Origin of the sequence: Flavobacterium proteolyticum (assembly GCF_015223105.1) — a bacterium.
Lineage (GTDB): Bacteria > Bacteroidota > Bacteroidia > Flavobacteriales > Flavobacteriaceae > Flavobacterium > Flavobacterium proteolyticum.
This window is the reverse complement of the sequence record NZ_JADFTZ010000001.1, coordinates 198,538-218,430: the sequence shown is the minus strand read 5'-3', so window position 1 is coordinate 218,430 and position 19,893 is coordinate 198,538. Positions and strand designations below refer to the sequence as shown.

The 19,893-nt window shown below is 33.3% G+C and carries 17 protein-coding genes; 9 read left to right on the top strand and 8 right to left on the bottom strand.

Annotated features, from left to right (window positions below; all coding sequences use genetic code 11):
- Positions 1 to 8: 8 nt before the first annotated feature.
- Both IM755_RS00895 and IM755_RS00890 read left to right on the top strand, forming a co-directional pair.
- Positions 9 to 1,610: a SulP family inorganic anion transporter gene (locus tag IM755_RS00895; protein WP_194093194.1), complete on the top strand. Its 1,602-nt coding sequence runs from the start codon at positions 9 to 11 to the stop codon at positions 1,608 to 1,610.
- 68 nt (positions 1,611 to 1,678) lie between these two features.
- Entirely contained in the window at positions 1,679 to 3,007 is a 1,329-nt protein-coding gene (locus IM755_RS00890; RefSeq protein ID WP_194093193.1) for a hypothetical protein, read from the top strand.
- Positions 3,008 to 3,096: 89 nt separating this feature from the next.
- Here IM755_RS00890 and groL read toward each other — a convergent pair whose 3' ends face one another.
- The 7 genes from groL to miaB all read right to left on the bottom strand — a co-directional run bounded on the left by groL (position 3,097) and on the right by miaB (position 9,647).
- Complete coding sequence (gene groL / locus IM755_RS00885; protein ID WP_194093192.1) at positions 3,097 to 4,722, bottom strand: chaperonin GroEL; 1,626 nt, start codon at positions 4,720 to 4,722, stop codon at positions 3,097 to 3,099.
- Between the two features lie 38 nt (positions 4,723 to 4,760).
- Entirely contained in the window at positions 4,761 to 5,036 is a 276-nt protein-coding gene (locus IM755_RS00880) for a co-chaperone GroES (protein ID WP_111566014.1), read from the bottom strand.
- Between the two features lie 138 nt (positions 5,037 to 5,174).
- Entirely contained in the window at positions 5,175 to 5,540 is a 366-nt protein-coding gene (secG, locus tag IM755_RS00875; protein ID WP_194094428.1) for a preprotein translocase subunit SecG, read from the bottom strand.
- Positions 5,540 to 6,337: a tetratricopeptide repeat protein gene (locus tag IM755_RS00870; protein WP_194093191.1), complete on the bottom strand. Its 798-nt coding sequence runs from the start codon at positions 6,335 to 6,337 to the stop codon at positions 5,540 to 5,542. Before IM755_RS00870 ends, secG begins: the two co-directional genes overlap by 1 nt.
- 14 nt (positions 6,338 to 6,351) lie before the next feature.
- Positions 6,352 to 6,855 carry an LptE family protein gene (locus tag IM755_RS00865; protein ID WP_194093190.1) on the bottom strand — a complete coding sequence of 168 codons (504 nt, stop codon included), beginning with the start codon at positions 6,853 to 6,855 and terminating at the stop codon, positions 6,352 to 6,354.
- The gene (locus IM755_RS00860) at positions 6,855 to 8,114 is read right to left on the bottom strand and encodes a sigma-54 interaction domain-containing protein (RefSeq protein WP_194093189.1); all 1,260 of its coding nucleotides are present in this window, start codon (positions 8,112 to 8,114) and stop codon (positions 6,855 to 6,857) included. Before IM755_RS00860 ends, IM755_RS00865 begins: the two co-directional genes overlap by 1 nt.
- An 84-nt stretch (positions 8,115 to 8,198) precedes the next feature.
- Positions 8,199 to 9,647: a tRNA (N6-isopentenyl adenosine(37)-C2)-methylthiotransferase MiaB gene (gene miaB / locus IM755_RS00855; RefSeq protein ID WP_194093188.1), complete on the bottom strand. Its 1,449-nt coding sequence runs from the start codon at positions 9,645 to 9,647 to the stop codon at positions 8,199 to 8,201.
- Positions 9,648 to 9,913: 266 nt separating this feature from the next.
- Here miaB and topA point away from each other — a divergent pair, with 266 nt between their 5' ends.
- The 7 genes from topA (at position 9,914) to IM755_RS00820 (ending at position 19,458) form a co-directional block, all read left to right on the top strand.
- On the top strand, positions 9,914 to 12,415 hold the full coding sequence (gene topA / locus IM755_RS00850) for a type I DNA topoisomerase (protein WP_194093187.1): 2,502 nt from the start codon (positions 9,914 to 9,916) through the stop codon (positions 12,413 to 12,415).
- Between the two features lie 3 nt (positions 12,416 to 12,418).
- Positions 12,419 to 13,567 carry a formimidoylglutamase gene (locus IM755_RS00845; RefSeq protein WP_194093186.1) on the top strand — a complete coding sequence of 383 codons (1,149 nt, stop codon included), beginning with the start codon at positions 12,419 to 12,421 and terminating at the stop codon, positions 13,565 to 13,567.
- Positions 13,568 to 13,722: 155 nt separating this feature from the next.
- Positions 13,723 to 15,105 (top strand): T9SS ring complex lipoprotein PorK/GldK, encoded by a 1,383-nt coding sequence (gene porK / locus IM755_RS00840; RefSeq protein WP_194093185.1) that lies wholly within the window; start codon positions 13,723 to 13,725, stop codon positions 15,103 to 15,105.
- A gap of 53 nt (positions 15,106 to 15,158) precedes the next feature.
- On the top strand, positions 15,159 to 15,791 hold the full coding sequence (gene porL, locus IM755_RS00835; protein WP_194093184.1) for a type IX secretion system motor protein PorL/GldL: 633 nt from the start codon (positions 15,159 to 15,161) through the stop codon (positions 15,789 to 15,791).
- 49 nt (positions 15,792 to 15,840) lie between these two features.
- A complete protein-coding gene (porM, locus tag IM755_RS00830) occupies positions 15,841 to 17,370 on the top strand; it encodes a type IX secretion system motor protein PorM/GldM (protein ID WP_026724180.1) in 1,530 nt (509 codons plus the stop codon).
- Positions 17,371 to 17,419: 49 nt separating this feature from the next.
- A complete protein-coding gene (gene porN, locus IM755_RS00825; protein WP_026724179.1) occupies positions 17,420 to 18,340 on the top strand; it encodes a type IX secretion system ring subunit PorN/GldN in 921 nt (306 codons plus the stop codon).
- A 65-nt stretch (positions 18,341 to 18,405) separates the two neighbouring features.
- Positions 18,406 to 19,458, top strand: a complete 1,053-nt coding sequence (locus IM755_RS00820) for an NAD(P)/FAD-dependent oxidoreductase (RefSeq protein WP_194093183.1) — start codon at positions 18,406 to 18,408, stop codon at positions 19,456 to 19,458.
- A 17-nt stretch (positions 19,459 to 19,475) separates the two neighbouring features.
- Here the strand turns inward: IM755_RS00820 and IM755_RS00815 are convergent, their stop codons facing one another.
- Positions 19,476 to 19,892: a DUF983 domain-containing protein gene (locus IM755_RS00815; RefSeq protein ID WP_194093182.1), complete on the bottom strand. Its 417-nt coding sequence runs from the start codon at positions 19,890 to 19,892 to the stop codon at positions 19,476 to 19,478.
- Position 19,893 lies beyond the last annotated feature (1 nt).

Sequence of the window (19,893 nt, the reverse complement as noted above, 5' to 3'; positions counted from 1 at the left end):
GAAAATATATGAACGCAAATATAAAAAAATACATTCCTGCTGATGGATTAGCAGGTTTAAAAGAAAATTTTAAAACGGATGCCATTTCTGGTTTCATCGTGTTTTTATTGGCATTGCCATTAAGTTTAGGAATCGCAAAAGCTTCCGACTTTCCGCCTATTATGGGATTAATTACGGCTATTATTGGTGGAATAGTAGTTTCATTTTTCATGGGGTCTCGTTTAACAATTAAAGGACCAGCTGCTGGTTTAATTGTTATTGTTGCAGGTGCCGTTGCAGAATTTGGTAAAGGAGATAATGAATTAGGTTGGAAATTAGCCCTTGGAGCAATGGTTGTTGCTGGAGTAATTCAAATTCTTTTCGGAGTTTTGAAATTAGGAAAACTAGCCGATTTCTTCCCGCTTTCTGCTATTCACGGAATGTTAGCAGCGATTGGAATTATCATCATTGCAAAACAAATTCCAGTTTTATTAAATGATAATCCAGCATTAGCAAAAGGAAAAGGACCATTAGAATTATTAGCTAATATTCCAAACTTCATTGCTAATTTAGATCCTAAAGCTTCTATTATTGGTATTGTGAGTTTGTCAATTATGTTGGGATGGCCTTATATCAAAAACAAAACGATTAAAATGATTCCAGCACCGCTTGTGGTATTGTTATTTGCTATTCCATGCGAGTTATTTATGCATTTTAAAGAAACAGAACCTGCTTATGCTTTAGTTAAAATTGGAAATTTTGTTGATAATTTGAATTTTAATGCAAGTTTTGAAGGTTTTTCTCAAACAGGATTGTTTATTAAATATGTAATTATGTTTGCTTTAGTAGGAACATTAGAGTCGTTATTAACAGTAAAAGCAATCGATTTATTAGATCCTTTTAAGAGAAAATCTAACATGAACAAAGATTTAATTGCTGTTGGTATAGGAAATACAATTGCTGCATTTTTAGGTGGTTTACCAATGATTTCCGAAGTAGCACGTTCTTCTTCAAATGTTAATAATGGTGCTAAAACAAGATGGGCAAATTTCTTCCACGGATTCTTTATTTTAATATTTGTATTACTTGCAACTCCAATATTAGAGTTGATTCCAAATGCCGCTTTAGCAGCAATGTTGATTACGGTAGGGATTAAATTGGCGCATCCAAAAGAATTTATTCATACATTTAAAATTGGTAAAGAACAGTTAGCAATCTTTTTAGTAACGATTTTCTTTACATTATTTGAAGATTTACTTGTTGGTATTGCTGCAGGTATGGTTTTAAAAATCATCATTCATTTAATTAATGGAACACCAATTTCTTCATTATTTAAAGCGCCAACATTAGTGTCTTTTGAAGGAAATAATTATTTAGTTGAAATTAGTAAAGCAGCTGTTTTTACAAATTACTTAGGAGTAAAAAGTAAATTAGAAGCTATTCCTTATGGTTTTGATGTGACAATCGATTTAAAGAAAACCAAATTAGTTGACCATTCTGTAATGGAAAACTTGGAGCACTTTAAACATGATTATGAAGCTAATGGAGGAACAGTTAAGATTAAAGGTCTTGAAAATCATCAGCCACTTTCTAGCCACCCATTATCTTCAAGAAAATCAAAATTGGCTTAATTTCTTAGTAGTAAAATAATAATTGAAAACCCTTTAAAACTGGGTTTTCAAAATCTTTATATCAATAAATGAAGAATATTTTTAAATATTTGGGAGTTTTTGCATTAGTGTTAGTTGCTATAAAAGCAAACGCTCAAGAAGAAAAAAAGCCTGAATCCAATAGCTTTTTTAAAGATCGCAAATTCAATTTAAATGAAGATGGAAGTAACTATGTAAAGTTTACAATGTTGGCTCAGCTTTGGCTTCGTAGCCAAGAATATAATCCAGGAACAACAATTTTTGGAAATGAAAAAAGCAGCGGAACCGATATCGGCATTCGTCGTTTTAGAATTCAAATGTATGGGCAATTAACGGATAGAGTTTTTATTTATTCGCAATTTGGACAAAACAACTTAAATAACATTTCTGATAGAAAGCAAGGGTTCTTTTTGCATGATGCCATGGGTGAATATGCAATTGATAAAACAAAATTGTCTTTAGGAATGGGATTATCAGGTTGGAGTGGTTTAGCTCGTTTTTCCTCTCCATCAACAGGTTCTATTTTAGGAGTTGATGCACCATTGTTTCAGCAAACTACAAATGATGTTACGGATCAGTTTTTAAGAAAATTATCTGTTTTTGCAAAAGGTAAATTAGGGAAGTTAGATTACAGAATAGCAATGGCGCAACCTATGGCAATTCAGAAATCAGCAAACTATAATCCAACCATAAATACCAATTGGAATTTTTCAGCAGCTCCACCAAAAATGCAATGGAACGGTTACTTTCAATACCAATTTAAAGACCAAGAAAGTAATTTGATGCCTTACATGACGGGAACTTATTTAGGTAAGAAAAAAGTATTTAATATTGGTGCAGGATTTATTTATCAAAAAGATGCCATGTGGAAGTTAAATACAGTTGGAGATACTATTAATCATGATATGTTGCATTTATCTGCTGATATTTATTATGATGCTCCAGTTGGATCAAAAGGACAGGCTATTAGTGCTTATGCAAGTGTTACAAAATATGATTTCGGAGATAATTATACGCGTAATTTGGGTGTGATGAATCCAGCAAATGGAAACAACAATGCTATAATTTTAAATGGTGCTGGAAATGCATTTCCAATGTATGGAACAGGGACAACTTTATATGGTCAGATTGGATATAAATTCAAAGAGAATTTAATTGGCAAAACCACTCTTATGCCTTACGCATCGATTCAGAGTTCTAATTTTAACCGATTAAACGATCAAATGAATTTTTATGATATTGGTGTAAACTGGTTATTAGCAAATCACACTTCTAAGTTTACCGTTTCTTATCAAGATAGACCAATTTATAATACTGCTGGAGACCAAGTTTCTAGAAATGGTTCTGTGGTAGCACAATATCAAGTTTTTTTCAATTAGATAATTTTATTTTTTGTTTTAAGTTAGTTTTAAAAATAAAACCCGATTAGAAAGTTCTAATCGGGTTTTATATTTGAGTACTGTGAATTTTACATCATTCCTGGCATTCCTCCGCCCATTGGCATTGCAGGACTGTCTTCTTTAATGTCAATTAAAGCACATTCAGTAGTTAAAATCATTCCAGCTACAGAAGCAGCGTTTTCTAAAGCTACACGAGTTACTTTTTTAGGGTCGATAATTCCAGCAGATAACATTTGAACGTATTCTCCAGTTTTAGCATTGAAACCAAAATCAGCTGTTCCTTCTGTAACTTTTGCAATTACTACAGAACCTTCTCCGCCTGCATTTTCAACAATAGTTCTTAAAGGAGCTTCAACCGCTTTGTTCACGATTTGGATTCCAGTAGCTTCATCAGCATTTTCAGCTTTAATAGTGTTTAATGCCGCTTTTGCTCTTACTAAAGCTACACCTCCACCAGCAACAATTCCTTCTTCAACAGCTGCTCGAGTAGCGTGTAAAGCATCGTCCACACGGTCTTTTTTCTCTTTCATTTCTACTTCAGAAGCAGCTCCAACATATAAAACAGCAACACCTCCAGCTAATTTAGCCAAACGCTCTTGTAGTTTTTCTCTATCGTAATCAGAAGTTGTAGTTTCGATTTGCGATTTAATTTGGTTTACTCTTGCTTTGATGTTTTCAGCATCACCAGAACCATTAACAATTGTAGTATTGTCTTTGTCAATTGTGATAGTTTCTGCAGTTCCTAACATGTCTAAAGTAGCGTTCTCTAATGAATAACCACTTTCTTCAGCAATTACAGTTCCTCCAGTTAAGATAGCGATGTCTTCTAACATTGCTTTTCTTCTGTCACCAAAACCTGGAGCTTTAACCGCAGCGATTTTTAATCCACCACGTAATTTGTTTACAACTAAAGTTGCTAATGCTTGTCCATCAACATCTTCAGCAATAATTAATAATGGTCTTCCAGATTGTGCTACCGGCTCTAAAACTGGTAATAACTCTTGTAAGTTAGAGATTTTTTTATCGTATAATAAAACGTATGGATTGCTTAATTCGGCTACCATTTTATCAGCATCAGTTACAAAGTAAGGTGATAAATAACCTCTGTCGAATTGCATTCCTTCAACCACATCTACATAAGTATCTGTTCCTTTTGCTTCTTCTACAGTGATAACACCTTCTTTACCTACTTTTGAGAAAGCAGTAGCAATTAAATCACCAATAGTTTCGTCATTGTTAGCCGAAATAGAAGCTACTTGTTTGATTTTATCTGAAGAATCATCAACTGAAACCGCTTGTTTGCCTAATTCAGCAACGATAGTTTCTACTGCTTTGTCAATTCCTCTTTTTAAATCCATTGGGTTTGCTCCAGCTGCCACGTTTTTCAAACCTTCTTTAACGATAGCTTGAGCTAAAACCGTTGCAGTTGTTGTTCCGTCACCAGCTAAATCATTGGTTTTAGACGCTACTTCTTTTACCATTTGAGCTCCCATATTTTCTAATGGATCTTGTAATTCGATTTCTTTTGCAACAGAAACACCATCTTTAGTTACCGTTGGTCCACCAAATGATTTCGAAATAATTACATTTCTTCCTTTAGGACCTAAAGTTACTTTTACTGCATTTGCTAATGCGTCAACTCCACGTTTTAAACCATCGCGAGCTTCTATGTCGAATTTTATATCTTTTGCCATTTTTATTTTTTGTTTAAATGTTATTGATTAATCTGTGATTAAAGAATTGCGTAAATTTCGTCTTCTCTCATAATTAGGTAATCTTTACCTTCATATTTGAACTCTGTTCCTGAATATTTACCGTATAAAACGGTATCTCCAACTTTTACAGACATAGTGTAATCTTTTTTGCCATTTCCCACGGCTACTACAGTACCTTTTTGTGGTTTCTCTTTTGCAGTGTCTGGAATTATAATTCCCGAAGCTGTTGTAGTTTCTGCTGCTAATGGAGCAATTACTACACGATCTGAAATAGGTTTAATGTTTAATGACATAGTTTTTATATTTTAATGTTGTTATTGATTTGTTGCTTGCATTATTTCAGAAATTATGCCAAAGCAATTTTCTGACAATTTTTCGGTAAAAAAAATGCCAGCACTGACATGCTGGCATTTTATATATTTTATCAATTCTTATTTTGTAGAATCTGTTGCAACTGGTGCTGGTGTAGTAGCAGGAGTAGCTTGTTTAGTAGCTTCTGGAGTAGTTGGAACTGTAGTTGTAGGAACTGCTGTGTCATCATTACCCAAAACTTTAGAACCAGATGCAGCGCCATTAAAACTTAGACTAGAAAGTAAAATTAATGCAATTAAAACTCCTCCTAATGTCCAAGTACTTTTATCTAAGAAATCGGTTGTTTTTTGAACTCCACCTAATTGTTGAGAACCACCAAATGAAGAAGATAAACCTCCACCTTTAGGGTTTTGAACCATAATAGCTAAGATTAATAAAAAACAAACAATTGTTATCGCAATTAAAAAACCTGTGAATCCCATAATTAATTATTATTTTGTTGTAAATTTTTGATTTCATTTATTCGGTCTGCAAAGAAACTACTTTTTTCTGGATATTTCAAAATTAATATTTCATAAGCTTGTATCGCTTTTGTATATTTTTTTTGTTCCAAATACACTTTTGCTAATGTTTCGGTCATTAAGTGTGTTGGTTCTTCAAGGCTTTTGCTAATATTTGCAGGTGGTTTCGTCGTTTCTTTTACTGGAGCAATTTTTGGATTAGCTTCAATAAATTTATCGATTATGTCTAATTTTTTTTGTTTTTCGGGGTCGTTTTGAATGGTTTTTTCTTCAATTTCACGTTCAATTGGACTAAATTTTGTCAATTGTAACCATTCTTGAAACGAATGTCTTTCTGAAGGAGTAAATGGTAAAGGTTTGCCAATTTCCAATTTTTCTTCTGAAGTTGGTTCTATCTCATTAGTTTCTTCTTTAGGAGTAATGGTTTTAATTTCAGGTAAAACTATTACTTCTTCTATGTGATGTACTTCAATATCTAACAATGATCTTTGAATTTCATCTATCTTTTCCTGTTGAATCGCTGTGAAATTATCAGAAGTTATAAATTCAAATAAAATGGTTCTATCGGTTGTGTAAGCGGCTGTTTTTTTTAATTCGTAATTGTATCTAAAACTTTCCTGATTGTACAATCCTTTTAAATGTAAAGCACGTGCCGCTTGAAAATACGGAAACTGCAAAACTACATTCTCCAAAGCAATGGTTTGCTTTTCGTTTATAGTTTCGGGCTTATTTAAAAGATATGTTAAATCGGAAATATTCAAAATTTACAAATTAATTACCATTTAGCTAATGATTCGTTGAAAATATCTTGTGTAATTCGTTCAAAAATAACATCTAATGCAGTTGTTAATTGCGAACCTACTAATTGCTGATTGGCATCGAAATCATAGAAAAAGGAAAAACGTTTTTCAAAATTGTCATCTTCTTTGTTTTTATTAGTAAATCTAACGTTTACAGAAATAGTCAATCTGTTTTGTGCCGCTCTTTGGTCAGCAGTTGCCGTCATAGGTGTGATTCGGTAATCTGTGATTTCTCCTTCATAAAGTAATTCGCCACCTTGAGATACTAGATTTAGATTGGTTTGACTTTGAATAATGTCTTGCAATTCCAATGTAAAAGTTCTTTCAATTCCGGGCTCCACTAGAGGTGCATTATTTTGAAAGTAATTCACTTGAAATGTTTTAGCATCAACTGGTTTTGCACCAGTGAAATTATAAACGCCGCATCCATTTAAAAGAAGTGATATGGTGACGCTTAAAACAATTATTAAATATCTCATTATAAATCGTATTGTTTGATTTTTCTGTAAAGTGTTCGTTCTGAAATTCCTAATTCGTCAGCAGCCGCTTTCCGTTTTCCTTTATTTCGTTCTAAAGATTTCTTGATTAATTCAATTTCTTTCGCTTCTAAGCTTAAAGTTTCTTCTTCATCAACGGTTTCGGCAAATAAATAATTTTCATCGTCATCGTCTTCAAACTCTTCTTGAATTAGATTATTTTGATTTGGAAGCATTTCTACTCTTGGTTCTTCTTCAAAAATAGCATTTTCTTCGGGTTTGCCGTAAATTTTCTGAATTAATCCTTTATTGGCTTCTTGAACTTTTGAACTTCCGTTTTGCATCAATTCTAACGTAAGCTTTTTTAAATCGTTCAAATCACTCTTCATATCAAAAAGAACTTTGTACAAAATTTCTCTTTCGTTACTAAAATCACTTTCCGATTTTTTAGTTCCAATAACCGAGGGTAAATTCGGATTTTCCATTGGTAAATAGGAGAGAAGCGTTTGCGATGAAATATCGCGTTTCGTTTCCAAAACAGAAATTTGTTCGGCTACATTTCGCAATTGACGAATGTTACCGCTCCATCGATATTTTAAAAGCAATTCAACTGCGCTGTCGTCCAATTTAATTGGTGGCATTTTGTATTTATGCGCAAAATCCGAAGCAAATTTTCTGAACAACAAATGAATATCATCTTTACGTTCGCGAAGTGGAGGCAACATAATGTCAACCGTACTCAATCGATAAAATAAATCCTCACGGAATTTACCTTTTTCAATCGCATCAAACATATTCACATTCGTAGCGGCTACGATTCTAACATTCGTTTTTTGTACTTGCGATGAACCTACTTTTATGAATTCACCATTTTCTAAAACACGTAATAAACGCACTTGAGTGGTTAAAGGTAATTCGCCAACTTCGTCCAAAAATATAGTTCCGCCATCAGCAACTTCAAAATAGCCTTCACGTGTATTTGTTGCTCCAGTAAACGAACCTTTTTCATGCCCAAAAAGTTCACTATCAATCGTTCCTTCTGGAATAGCACCACAGTTTACCGCAATATATTTTCCATGTTTTCTGTGTGAAAGTGCGTGAATGATTTTTGGAATACTTTCTTTTCCAACACCACTTTCACCTGTTACCAATACCGAAATATCCGTTGGAGCTACCTGAATGGCTTTCTCCACAGCACGATTGAGTTTAGGATCGTTCCCAATAATTTCAAATCGTTGTTTTATAGCTTGTACTGATTCCATTATATAATTTATAATTAATAATTGACAATTGATAATTTAAATGTTTTCTAATTGTTCATTATCCATTGTTAATTTTTAATTGTTTTAATTCATTATTTCAGAATATCCAACCGCTTCTCCAATTAATGTTGCAGCGGTACAATCTGTGATTTTTACCATTACGAATTCACCTACTTTGTAATTTTCTTTTGGGAAAACCACTACAGTATTTTGAGAATTTCTTCCACTCCAATGAGCATCCGAACGTTTAGATTCTTTTTCAATCAATACTTCTACTTCTTGACCAATGAAACGTTGCGTTCTTTCTAAACCAATTCTTTGTTGTAAGTCGATGATTTCATTTAAACGTCTTTTCTTCACTTCTTCTGGAACGTCATCTTCCATTTTTCTAGCAGCTAAAGTTCCAGGACGTTCTGAATACGCAAACATAAATCCGAAATCATATTTTACATATTCCATTAGACTCAAGGTGTCTTGATGATCTTCTTCAGTTTCTGTTGGGAAACCAGCAATCATATCTTGCGACAAAGAAATATCTGGAATAATTGAGTATATTTTATCAATCAACTCCATGTACTCTTCACGCGTATGTTGACGATTCATTTCTTTTAAAATTCGGGTGCTACCACTTTGAACAGGTAAGTGAATGTATTTGCAAATGTTATGGTGTTTCACCATAGTTTCAATCACTTCCACATGCATATCTTGCGGATTAGAAGTTGAGAATCTAAAACGCATTTTTGGAAACAACGTAGCGCATTTGTCTAACAATTGGGCAAAATCAACTGCAGTCGCTTTTTGCATCTCGGTTGCTTTATCGAAATCTTTCTTCAAACCACCACCATACCAAAGGTAACTGTCTACGTTTTGTCCTAACAAAGTAACTTCTTTGTAGTCTCTATCGTACAAATCTTGGATTTCATCATAAATACTTTGTGGTTCACGACTACGTTCACGACCACGTGTAAAAGGCACAACGCAAAACGTACACATATTATCGCAACCTCTTGTAATGGATACAAAAGCATTAACACCATTACTATTCAAACGAACAGGAGCAATATCACCATACGTTTCTTCTTTTGAAAGAATTACGTTGATAGCATCTCTTCCTTCTTCTACTTCCGCTAATAAATTGGGTAAATCTTTGTAAGCATCGGGTCCAACCACCATGTCTACAATTTTCTCTTCCTCTAAAAACTGACTTTTCAAACGTTCCGCCATACAACCTAAAACTCCAACTTTCATTGAAGGGTTGATTTTCTTTACCGCGTTGTATTTTTCTAAACGCTTACGAATGGTTTGCTCCGCTTTATCGCGAATAGAACAAGTGTTTACCAAAACTAAATCAGCGTCTTCAAGATTTTGAGTGGTATTATATCCGTTTTCATAAAGAATAGACGCCACAATTTCGCTGTCCGAAAAATTCATTTGGCAACCATAACTCTCTATAAAAAGTTTTTTAGTATTTCCTTCTTTTTGGTCAAGCACTAAACTTTGACCTTGTTTGTTTTCATCAATTACCTTTTCCATATCAAAGATTTCCATTAATCATTCCGAAGATTCGGAACGCAAAGATAATACTAAATTATAAAATCTGACAAGATGGCAGAAAAGGTTTAACAGGATTTTTTTAATTATTTTTTTTCTCTATTTCTAAGTAGCCCTTTTTCTTGGATTTTATACCTATATATATAGGAGTAATTTGACGAATATTTTAGTCAATTGTGGGTAAAAAAATATTTGAGATGTTAAAATTTAAAAAAAACCTATACTTTTGCGGTTCAAAAAAATGTGAAATGGCAAAGAATTTAGTAATCGTTGAGTCACCTGCAAAAGCAAAAACCATCGAGAAATTTCTAGGAAGTGAGTATCAAGTTGAGTCGAGTTATGGACATATTGCCGACTTACCTTCGAGAGAAATTGGGGTAGATGTAGAAAATGGTTTTAAACCGAAATATGAAGTTTCTGCAGACAAAAAAGCTTTGGTGACCAAATTAAAAGGATTAGCTAAAAATGCCGAAATGGTTTGGTTGGCTTCCGATGAGGACCGTGAGGGGGAAGCAATTTCTTGGCACTTATCTGAAGAATTAAAATTAAAACCAGAAAAAACAAAACGTATTGTTTTTCACGAAATTACGAAAACCGCTATTCAAAAAGCAATCGAAAATCCTCGTGGAATTGATTATAACTTGGTAAACGCACAACAAGCGCGTAGAGTTTTAGACCGATTAGTGGGTTACGAATTATCGCCAGTACTTTGGAAAAAAGTTAAAGGTGGATTATCGGCTGGTCGTGTGCAATCGGTTTCTGTTCGTTTGATTGTAGAACGTGAAAGAGAAATTCAAGATTTCAAACCAGAAGCTTCTTACAGTATTACAGGAGAATTTACAAACGAAGCTGGAAAAACATTCAAAGCAAAATTGCCTAAGAACTTCGCAACTAAAAAAGAAGCAGAAGATTTCTTAGCTAAAAATATTGGTTCATCTTACAAAGTAGGAGATTTAGAAACCAAACCCACAAAAAAATCACCAGCAGCACCTTTTACAACTTCTACGTTGCAACAAGAAGCGGCGAGAAAATTGTATTTGCCAGTTGGAATTACCATGCAAATTGCACAACGTTTGTACGAAGCCGGACTTATTACTTACATGAGAACGGATAGTGTAAATTTATCGCAAGAAGCCATGGCAGCAGCTCAAGCCGAAATTACAAGTTATTACGGAAAAGAATTTTCAAAACCAAGAAACTTCAATACCAAATCAAAAGGAGCGCAAGAGGCGCACGAAGCTATTCGTCCAACGGATATGTCAAGACATACTGTTGATATTGATAGAGATCAAGCGCGTTTGTACGAATTGATTTGGAAAAGAACGTTAGCGTCTCAAATGAGCGATGCGGAATTAGAGAGAACTAATGTAAAAATTGAAGCAAGCAATCATTCAGAAACTTTTACAGCAACAGGAGAAGTAATCAAATTTGAAGGTTTCTTAAAAGTGTATTTAGAAGGGCATGATGATGACGAAGAGGAACAAGAAGGAATGTTACCAGCGTTAAAAGTAAACGAAAAGCTTACGAATAATTATATCACGGCTACAGAACGTTTCTCGCGTCCACCAAGTCGTTACACAGAAGCTTCTTTGGTGAAGAAATTGGAAGAATTAGGGATTGGTCGTCCATCAACGTATGCACCAACTATTTCTACGATTATCGCTAGAACTTACGTAGAGAAAGGAAGTTTTGAAGGTCAAGAAAGAAAATACAACCAATTGATGTTAAAAGGAGGAGAAGTAAAATCTCAAGTTCTAACGGAAAATGTTGGTTCAGATAAAGGAAAATTAGTTCCAACGGATATTGGAATTATTGTGAATGATTTCTTAGTGAAGAACTTCAACACTATTTTAGATTATAATTTCACGGCAAAAGTGGAGCAAGATTTCGATGAAATTGCAGAAGGGAAAGTAGATTGGGCAAAAATGATGAACGATTTCTACAAACACTTCCATCCAAATGTAGTCGATGTAGAGAAAAATGCAGATAGAGAAAGTGGGGAAAGAATCTTAGGAGTACATCCGGTTTCAGGAAAACAAGTTTCGGTTCGTTTAGGAAAATATGGAGCAATGGCTCAAATTGGTGATGCCGATGATGAAAACAAACAGTTTGCTAGTTTACGTCAAGATCAAAATATTGGAAATATCACTTTGGAAGAAGTATTGAACTTATTTTTACTTCCAAAACAATTAGGTACTTATAAAGGAGAAGAAATAGAAGTGAATAATGGTCGTTTTGGACCTTATGTTCGTTTTGGTTCTCAATTTATCTCATTACCAAAAGGAGTAGATCCAATGGATGTTACTATGGAAACGGCTCAAGGTTTAATTGATGAGAAAGTTCAGGCCGATGCACCAATTGGAACTTATGATGGATTACCAATTCAAAAAGGTGTGGGGCGTTTTGGACCTTTTATTAAATGGAATGGAATGTTTATTAATGTCAATAAGAAATACAACTTCGATAACTTATCGCAAGCCGATTTAAATGAACTAATCGAAGAAAAACAACAAAAAGACATAGATAAAGTAATTCACGATTGGAAAGAGGAAGGAATCAAAGTTGAAAAAGCACGTTGGGGTCGTTCTGTAATCACCAAAGGTAAAATCAAAATTGAATTGAGTAAAGATGTTGATGCAAGTAAACTGACTTTGGCTCAAGTTCAAGAAATGATAGAAAAGAAAACGCCAGCTAAAAAGACAGCGACAAAAAAAGCGCCAGCTAAGAAAACAACCGCTAAAAAGAAATAAGCAATGGTTTTTGATTTTTTACAACCAATCTCAACTTCTGTAGAAGAATACATTGCAACATTATCCAATCAAACATTGGGAAAAAAAGTGGTGTTTCATACCCAAACCGATTTTCCGGTTTTAGACAATGTTGCTATAGCTATAATTACTGTTAATGAATTTAGAGGAAGTGAAAAAGACAATGATGATTATTCTTTTGACTACTTTAGAAAGCAATTTTATAGTCTTTTTCCTGGAAATTGGAATACTTCAATTGTAGATTTAGGAACTATAGAGGCAGGAGCCAGTGTTGAAGACACTTATTTTGTTGTAAAAAGTTTAGTGGCTGAGTTAGTAAAGAAAAGAATTATCCCAGTTATTATAGGAGGAAGTCAAGATTTAACTTATCCAATGTATCGTGGTTATGATAATTTAGATCAAATGGTAAATTTGGTTTCCGTAGACAATCAATTTGATTTTTCTAAAGAGAATAAATTGGATTCGGAGTCTTATTTGTCGAAAATTATCGTAGAGGAGCCTAATAATCTATTTAATTTCAGTAATTTAGGATTTCAAACATATTTTAATTCGCAAGAAGAAATTGATTTAATCGAGAAATTATACTTTGAAGCCTATCGTTTAGGAGAGGTTTCAAATAATATTGCAGTGGCAGAACCCGTTTTTAGAGATGCAGACTTAGTTAGTGTTGATATGCATTCGGTACAGTCTTCTTATTCGGGAAATTTCGATGTTTTTAATCCTAACGGATTTACAGGTAAAGAAATTTGCGCTTTAACTCGTTATGCAGGAATAAGTGATAAGGTAACTTCTTTTGGGATTTTTAATTTTAATCCTAATAGGAATGAAGTTGTTTTGACAGCTCAAATGCTTTGGTATTTTATTGAAGGATTTTGTTTCCGTTCAAATGAGTATCCATTTGGTACAAAGGAGAACTATATAAAGTACATTGTTCCTATAGAAGATGAAGAATTAATCTTTTATAAGAGCAATAAAACTGCAAGATGGTGGATAGAAATCCCGTTTTTAACAAATGTTAACAATAAATTAAAAAGAAATACGTTATTACCTTGCACACATGAAGATTATTTAGCAGCTTGCGAGCAGGAAATTCCAGAAAGATGGTGGAAAGCCCAAAGAAGGAATGTTTTGTAAAGTTGTTATTTTTCAAAGTGTTAAAGCATTGTTAAAGCAGGTGTAAAGCTAAATTTTAATATTTTTTTCACGTTTTTAAAAAAAATGTTGTTTTTTTCAAAATTATTGAATAGGTTTACGCCCTTAAATAGAAATTACATTTAACCCAAGTTTATATGAAGAAGTTTGTTGCATTTTCAGCAATTTTGTCATTATTTATCAGTTGTGGTAAAGGCGATAAAGGAGAATTAGTAGGAGTTAAAGGGAGAAAATGGCATCCCGAGAAACCTTACGGTATGACGTTAATCCCTGGAGGAGCTTTTATTATGGGTAAAGCCGATGATGATTTAGCTAACATTCAAGACGCGCCTACTAAGACAGTTACGGTACGTTCATTCTATATGGATGAAACAGAGATAACTAATAGTGAGTATCGTCAGTTTGTTGAATGGGTAAAAGATTCAACTATCAGAACGCGCCTAGCTATTCTTGCCGATGAACAAGGTCAAAAGCCTGGTTCTGGTGGTGGAAAAGGTGGAAGTATTGGTGATTTTGCCTTTGCTGACGTTGATCCTGAAAAAATGACTCCGTACGACAAGTATATGTATGAAAATTATTACAGTGTCGGTACTGATGATGATATTTATGCTGGAAGAAAGTTAAATAAAAAAATCAAGCTTATTAAAGAGCCTGGGAAATATCCAGATGAATTTTATGTTGAGGTGATGGATTCAATGTATTTGCCTGAGTCAGAATCATATAATGGTTTAAAAACTATTGATGCTTCTAAATTAAAATTCAAATACAATCAAGTTGATTTAAATAAGGCTGTTAAGAAAAAAGGTCGTAAAAACTTCTACGAAGATGCGCCACCTATTGAAATCTATCCTGATACAACTGCTTGGATTAAAGACTTTGCTTATTCTTATAATGAGCCAATGCACAATGATTATTTCTGGCATCAAGCTTACGGAGAATATCCTGTGGTAGGTGTTTCTTGGAATCAAGCTAAAGCATTTTGTGCTTGGAGAACAATGTATAAAAATGCTTACATTAAAAAGAAAAAAGGAAGAGATCAAGTAAACTCATTCCGTTTGCCAACAGAGGCTGAATGGGAATATGCTGCTAGAGGTGGAATTGAAGGTGGAACTTATCCTTGGGGTGGTCCATATGCTAAAAATGATAGAGGATGTTTTATGGCTAACTTCAAACCTAATCGTGGAGATTACGCAGCTGATGGTGCTTTATATACAGTAGAAGCTAAATCATATGAGCCTAATGATTTCAACTTATACAACATGGCAGGTAATGTTTCTGAGTGGACTGAGTCTTCTTACTATGCTGAGGCTTATGAATTCGTTTCTACAATGAATCCTCATGTTGCAGACAAGAAGAATCAAAGAAAAGTGGTTCGTGGTGGTTCTTGGAAAGATGTTGCTTACTTCTTACAAGTGTCTACTCGTGATTATGAGTATGCTGATTCTGCAAGAAGTTATATTGGGTTCAGAACTGTACAAGATTATATGGGTACAGCGGCAACAGGGACTAGACCAAAATAGTATTTAACCAATTTTATTATATAATTAACTTAACTAACTAAATTTTATTTATTATGGCAATTTTAAGCAAAAAAGTGATGGGATTCCTTTACGGAATGGGAGCGGCAGTAGTAATCGTTGGAGCATTATTCAAATTAATGCACTGGCCAGGTGCAGGACCAATGCTTGTAATCGGTTTGTTAACAGAAGCAGCGATTTTCGCGTTATCTGCTTTTGAACCAGTTGAACACGAATTAGATTGGTCTTTAGTTTACCCTGAATTAGCAGGTGGTGAAGCTAAACCAAAAGATAAAAAAGAAAACCCAGCTGAGGCTCAAGGATTATTATCTCAAAAATTAGATAATATGTTAAAAGAAGCTAAAATTGATGGTGAATTAATGGCAAGCTTAGGAAACAGTATTAAAAACTTCGAAGGTGCTGCTAAATCAATTTCTCCTACTGTAGATGCTATGGCAGGTCAAAAGAAATATGCTGAAGAAATGACTACAGCTGCAGCTCAAATGGAAGCTTTAAATAGTTTATATAAAGTTCAATTAGAAAGTGCTGATAGAAATGCACAAGCAAACAAAGAAATTGCTGAAAATGCTGCTAAATTAAAAGAGCAAATGCAATCTATGACTTCTAATATTGCATCTTTAAATGCAGTTTATGGAGGTATGTTATCTGCTATGAGTAACAGAGGATAATTAGTTTTATCATTAAATATTTTATTAATTAAAAACTAATTTAAAGAAAATGGCAGGAGGAAAATTAACCCCTAGACAGAAGATGATTAACCTGATGTACTTGGTTTTCATCGCAATGTTGGCATTAAATATGTCAAAAGAAGTATTAACTGCTTTTGGTAATTTTAATGACAAATTTACTGAATCAAATAAATTAACTGAAGAAGCTAATAACAACTTATTATCTGCTTTAAATACTAAAGCCGCTGATGAGCCTGCTAAATATGCTGAGCCTGCTAATAAAGCTAAAGAAGTAGCTAAAATCTCTAAAGATTTTGTTGCTTTCTTAGAAACAGTTAAGGCAGAAGTTACAGAAGGTATTGCGCCAGATGAGAATGGCAAATTGCCTTTCGAGTCTATGGACAAATCTACTATTGATGAAAAATGGTTCGCAGGTGACGGTTACAGTCCAAGAGGAACTGAAATTGTTTCTAAAATAGACAAATATGTTGCTGATATCAAAAAAGTATTAGGAAATGATGTGAAATACATTCCTTTTATTAAAGAGATTGAAAAGAAATTTTCTACAGCAGATATTACTAACAGAGAAAACGTTAAAGTTAAATTTTTAGATTATAAAACTAAAGGTTTCCCAGCGGTATCTACTTTAACATTCTTAACTGCTATGCAGAATGATGTAAAAAATACAGAAGCTGGTGCTTATAACTTATTCTTAGGAAATGCATTGAAAACTGCGGCTTCTATGAAAAACTTCCAAGCTATCGTTGTTTTAGAGAAAAATGCTTATTTCCAAGGTGAAACTGTAAAAGGTAAAGTTGTATTAGGTCGTTACGATGCTAACACACAACCAACATCATTTAAAGGTCCTGGAAAAATTGAAAACGGTCAAGCTGTTATTTCGATGACTGCTGGTGGAATTGGAGAACAAAACATTTCTGGAGAATTTGGTTTCTTAGAAGATGGAAAAGAAATTCCTTTAAAATTCGAAGGAACTTATGTTGTTGTTCCTCGTCCTAACCAAGCTATTATCTCAGCTGATAAAATGAATGTTGTTTACCGTGGAGTTCCTAACCCAATTTCTATTTCTGTACCTGGTATAGCTTCTAACAAAGTAAATGCTAGTGCTCCAGGAATGACTAAAGTTGGTGATGGTAAATTTATGTTAAAACCAGGTTCAGGAAGTGAAGTGAAAATTAACGTAAATGCTACTATGCCTGACGGAAAAGCAATGTCAAGTGCACAAGTATTTAGAATCAAAGGATTACCTGCTCCAACAGGAAAAGTTGGTGGATCTGAGAAAAATAAAGGACCAAAATCTAACTTAGAAGTTTGTTCTGTTACTGCTGTTATGGAAGATTTCGATTTCCCAGTTACAGTTAACGTAACTCAATTTAACGTTAAAGTTCCTGGTCAGCCAACAATTGTAGTTTCTGGTAATAGAATGGATGCTAGAGCTAAATCTGCAATTGCAAAAGCACAAAAAGGTGATGTAGTAGTTATTTCTGAAATCAAAGCTAGTTTCTCTGGAATTGATCAGATGGCTAAGAAAGTATCTATTTGTACTTACGAAATACAATAATTTAAATTAATTTGAGTTTATATTTTAAACCAAATAAAAAATGAATAAAATGAATTGGAGAAATAGTATTGCAATTTTAGTATTAGGTTTAAGTGCTACTACTTTTGCTCAGTCAAACTTATTAAATGCTAAGACACCTGATCAAATCGGGAAAAAAACAGAAGCTGAGTTAAGCGCTGATAACGATAAACCTTTACCTTATGGATATGTTCATGATAGAGATATCTTAATGGGAAAACGTATTTGGGAATTTGTTGATCTTGATGAGAGAGTAAACTTTCCTCTTTATTTCCCAGTTGAAGGTGATGTTATGTCTTCACCAGATAGAAGACCTCTTTATAATGTTCTAATTAGTGGAATTAAAGAAGGTAAAATTACGGAAGTTTATGACTCAAGTTATTTTACTACTAAAAAGACACTTAAGGATATTGAATCTTCATTATTCACAGTTGATACTACTGACGTAGGTCGTGAGCAAATGAATGAGGATATGGAAGCTTATAGAAAAGGTACTAAGAAAATTGATGAAGAGTTTATCAGAAAAACTGAGATTGAAGCTTATGATGTAAGTGCTTATCGTATTGTTGGATATTGGTATTTCGATAAAAGACAAGGTGAGTTAAAATACAGATTATTAGGTATTTGTCCAGTTGTTCCAGACGTTTTCTCTAAAAAGAATAATGATGCTGAATTAGAATATATTGATTTGTTTTGGGTTTATTTCCCATCAACTAGAGATATTTTACATGAAGCTAAAGCGTTCAATAATAGAAACTCTGCAATGCCATTTTCTTTCGACCATTTATTAAACGCACGTCGTTTTAGTGGAATGATTTATTTAGAAGAAAATGTTTACGGTGATCGTAAGATTGCTGATTACATGAAAGAAAATGCTCAAATGCAATTATTAGAATCGGATCGTGTTAAAGAAAAGATTCGTGACTTTGAACAAGATATGTGGAATTATTAATAGTATTTCTCCAATTTCATTTAAAAAACTCTTACCATTTGGTAAGAGTTTTTTAATTTTACACCATGATAGATTTTATAATCGTTGGAAATGGTTTAGCTGGAATTTCATTTGCTGAAATTGCTTTGCAAAACAATAAATCAATTTTTGTTTTTGATAATAATTCGCAACCTTCATCTCGTGTAGCGGGAGGTTTGTACAATCCTGTAGTTTTAAAACGTTTCAGTGAAGTTTGGAAAGCAAAGGAGCAAATTGATTTTGCTTTTCCTTTATACCATAAAATTCAATCTAAATTGAATGTTGTTTTTGATTTTGAACTACCTATACTTCGTAAATTATATTCTGTTGAAGAACAAAATAATTGGTTTCATGCTGCTGACAAACCAAATTTAGCTCCTTTTTTAGACTCCAAATTAGTTACAACTTCTTACGAAAGTATTGCTTCTCCTTTTCATTATGGAAAAGTAAATCATACTGGATATTTAGAAATTTCAATTTTGATTGAAGCTTATACTAAATATTTGCAAGCTCTAAATTGCTTTTCTAATGAAGGTTTTAATTATGATGAAATCCAATTTTTAGAAGACGGAATTCAATATAAAAATATAAAAGCCAAACATATCATTTTTGCAGAAGGTTTTGGATTACATGCCAATCCTTATTTTAATGATTTGCCTTTGGATGGAACAAAAGGCGAATTGCTTATCATTAAAGCTCCAAATTTAGATTTAGATGTCGTAATAAAGTCGAATGTTTTTATACTTCCTATTGGAAATGATTTGTATAAAGTTGGTGCCACTTACGATTGGAAAGACAAAACAAATGTTCCAACCGAAGAAGGTAAACAAGAATTAATCGATAAATTATCCGAATTAATTTCGTGCGATTTTGAAATTGTGAAACATTTTGCAGGTGTTCGACCTACAGTTAACGATAGGAGGCCATTGGTTGGAACACATCCAGAATTTAAGAAATTACACGTTTTAAATGGTTTAGGTACTCGTGGTGTTATGCTAGGGCCATTTTTGGCAAATCAATTATTCCAACATATTGAAAATGGTATTCCATTGGAAAAAGAGATAGACATTATAAGATGTTATAAAAAAAACCGAAACTAATTTGTTTCGGTTTTTTTTTATCTCAATGTAGGTTTCTTTTTTTCATTGATGTGTTGTTTCCAATCTTTATCGTAACTTATAAACATATTTACCCAGATGTTTCTTGAAAGTCTCATAATTACAGGCATAAAAACTATTAATGTTGCAATTATTACAATAAAGTTATTGATTAAACTTTTTTCACCAACAAAAAAATATGTGATGATAAATGCAGCAACTCCAAAAGCAATACCTAAGGCATAACTTACATACATGGCGCCATAAAAAAACGAGGGTTCCATTTTATATTTGGTTCCACAATGGCTGCAATTTTCGTGCATTTTGTACACATTAAGAACATTATACGGATTTTTGTCTAAATACATGCTTTCTTCGTGGCAAGTTGGACAACTTCCTGTTAAAATACTATTTAATTTGGATCCTTTTTTTAACATT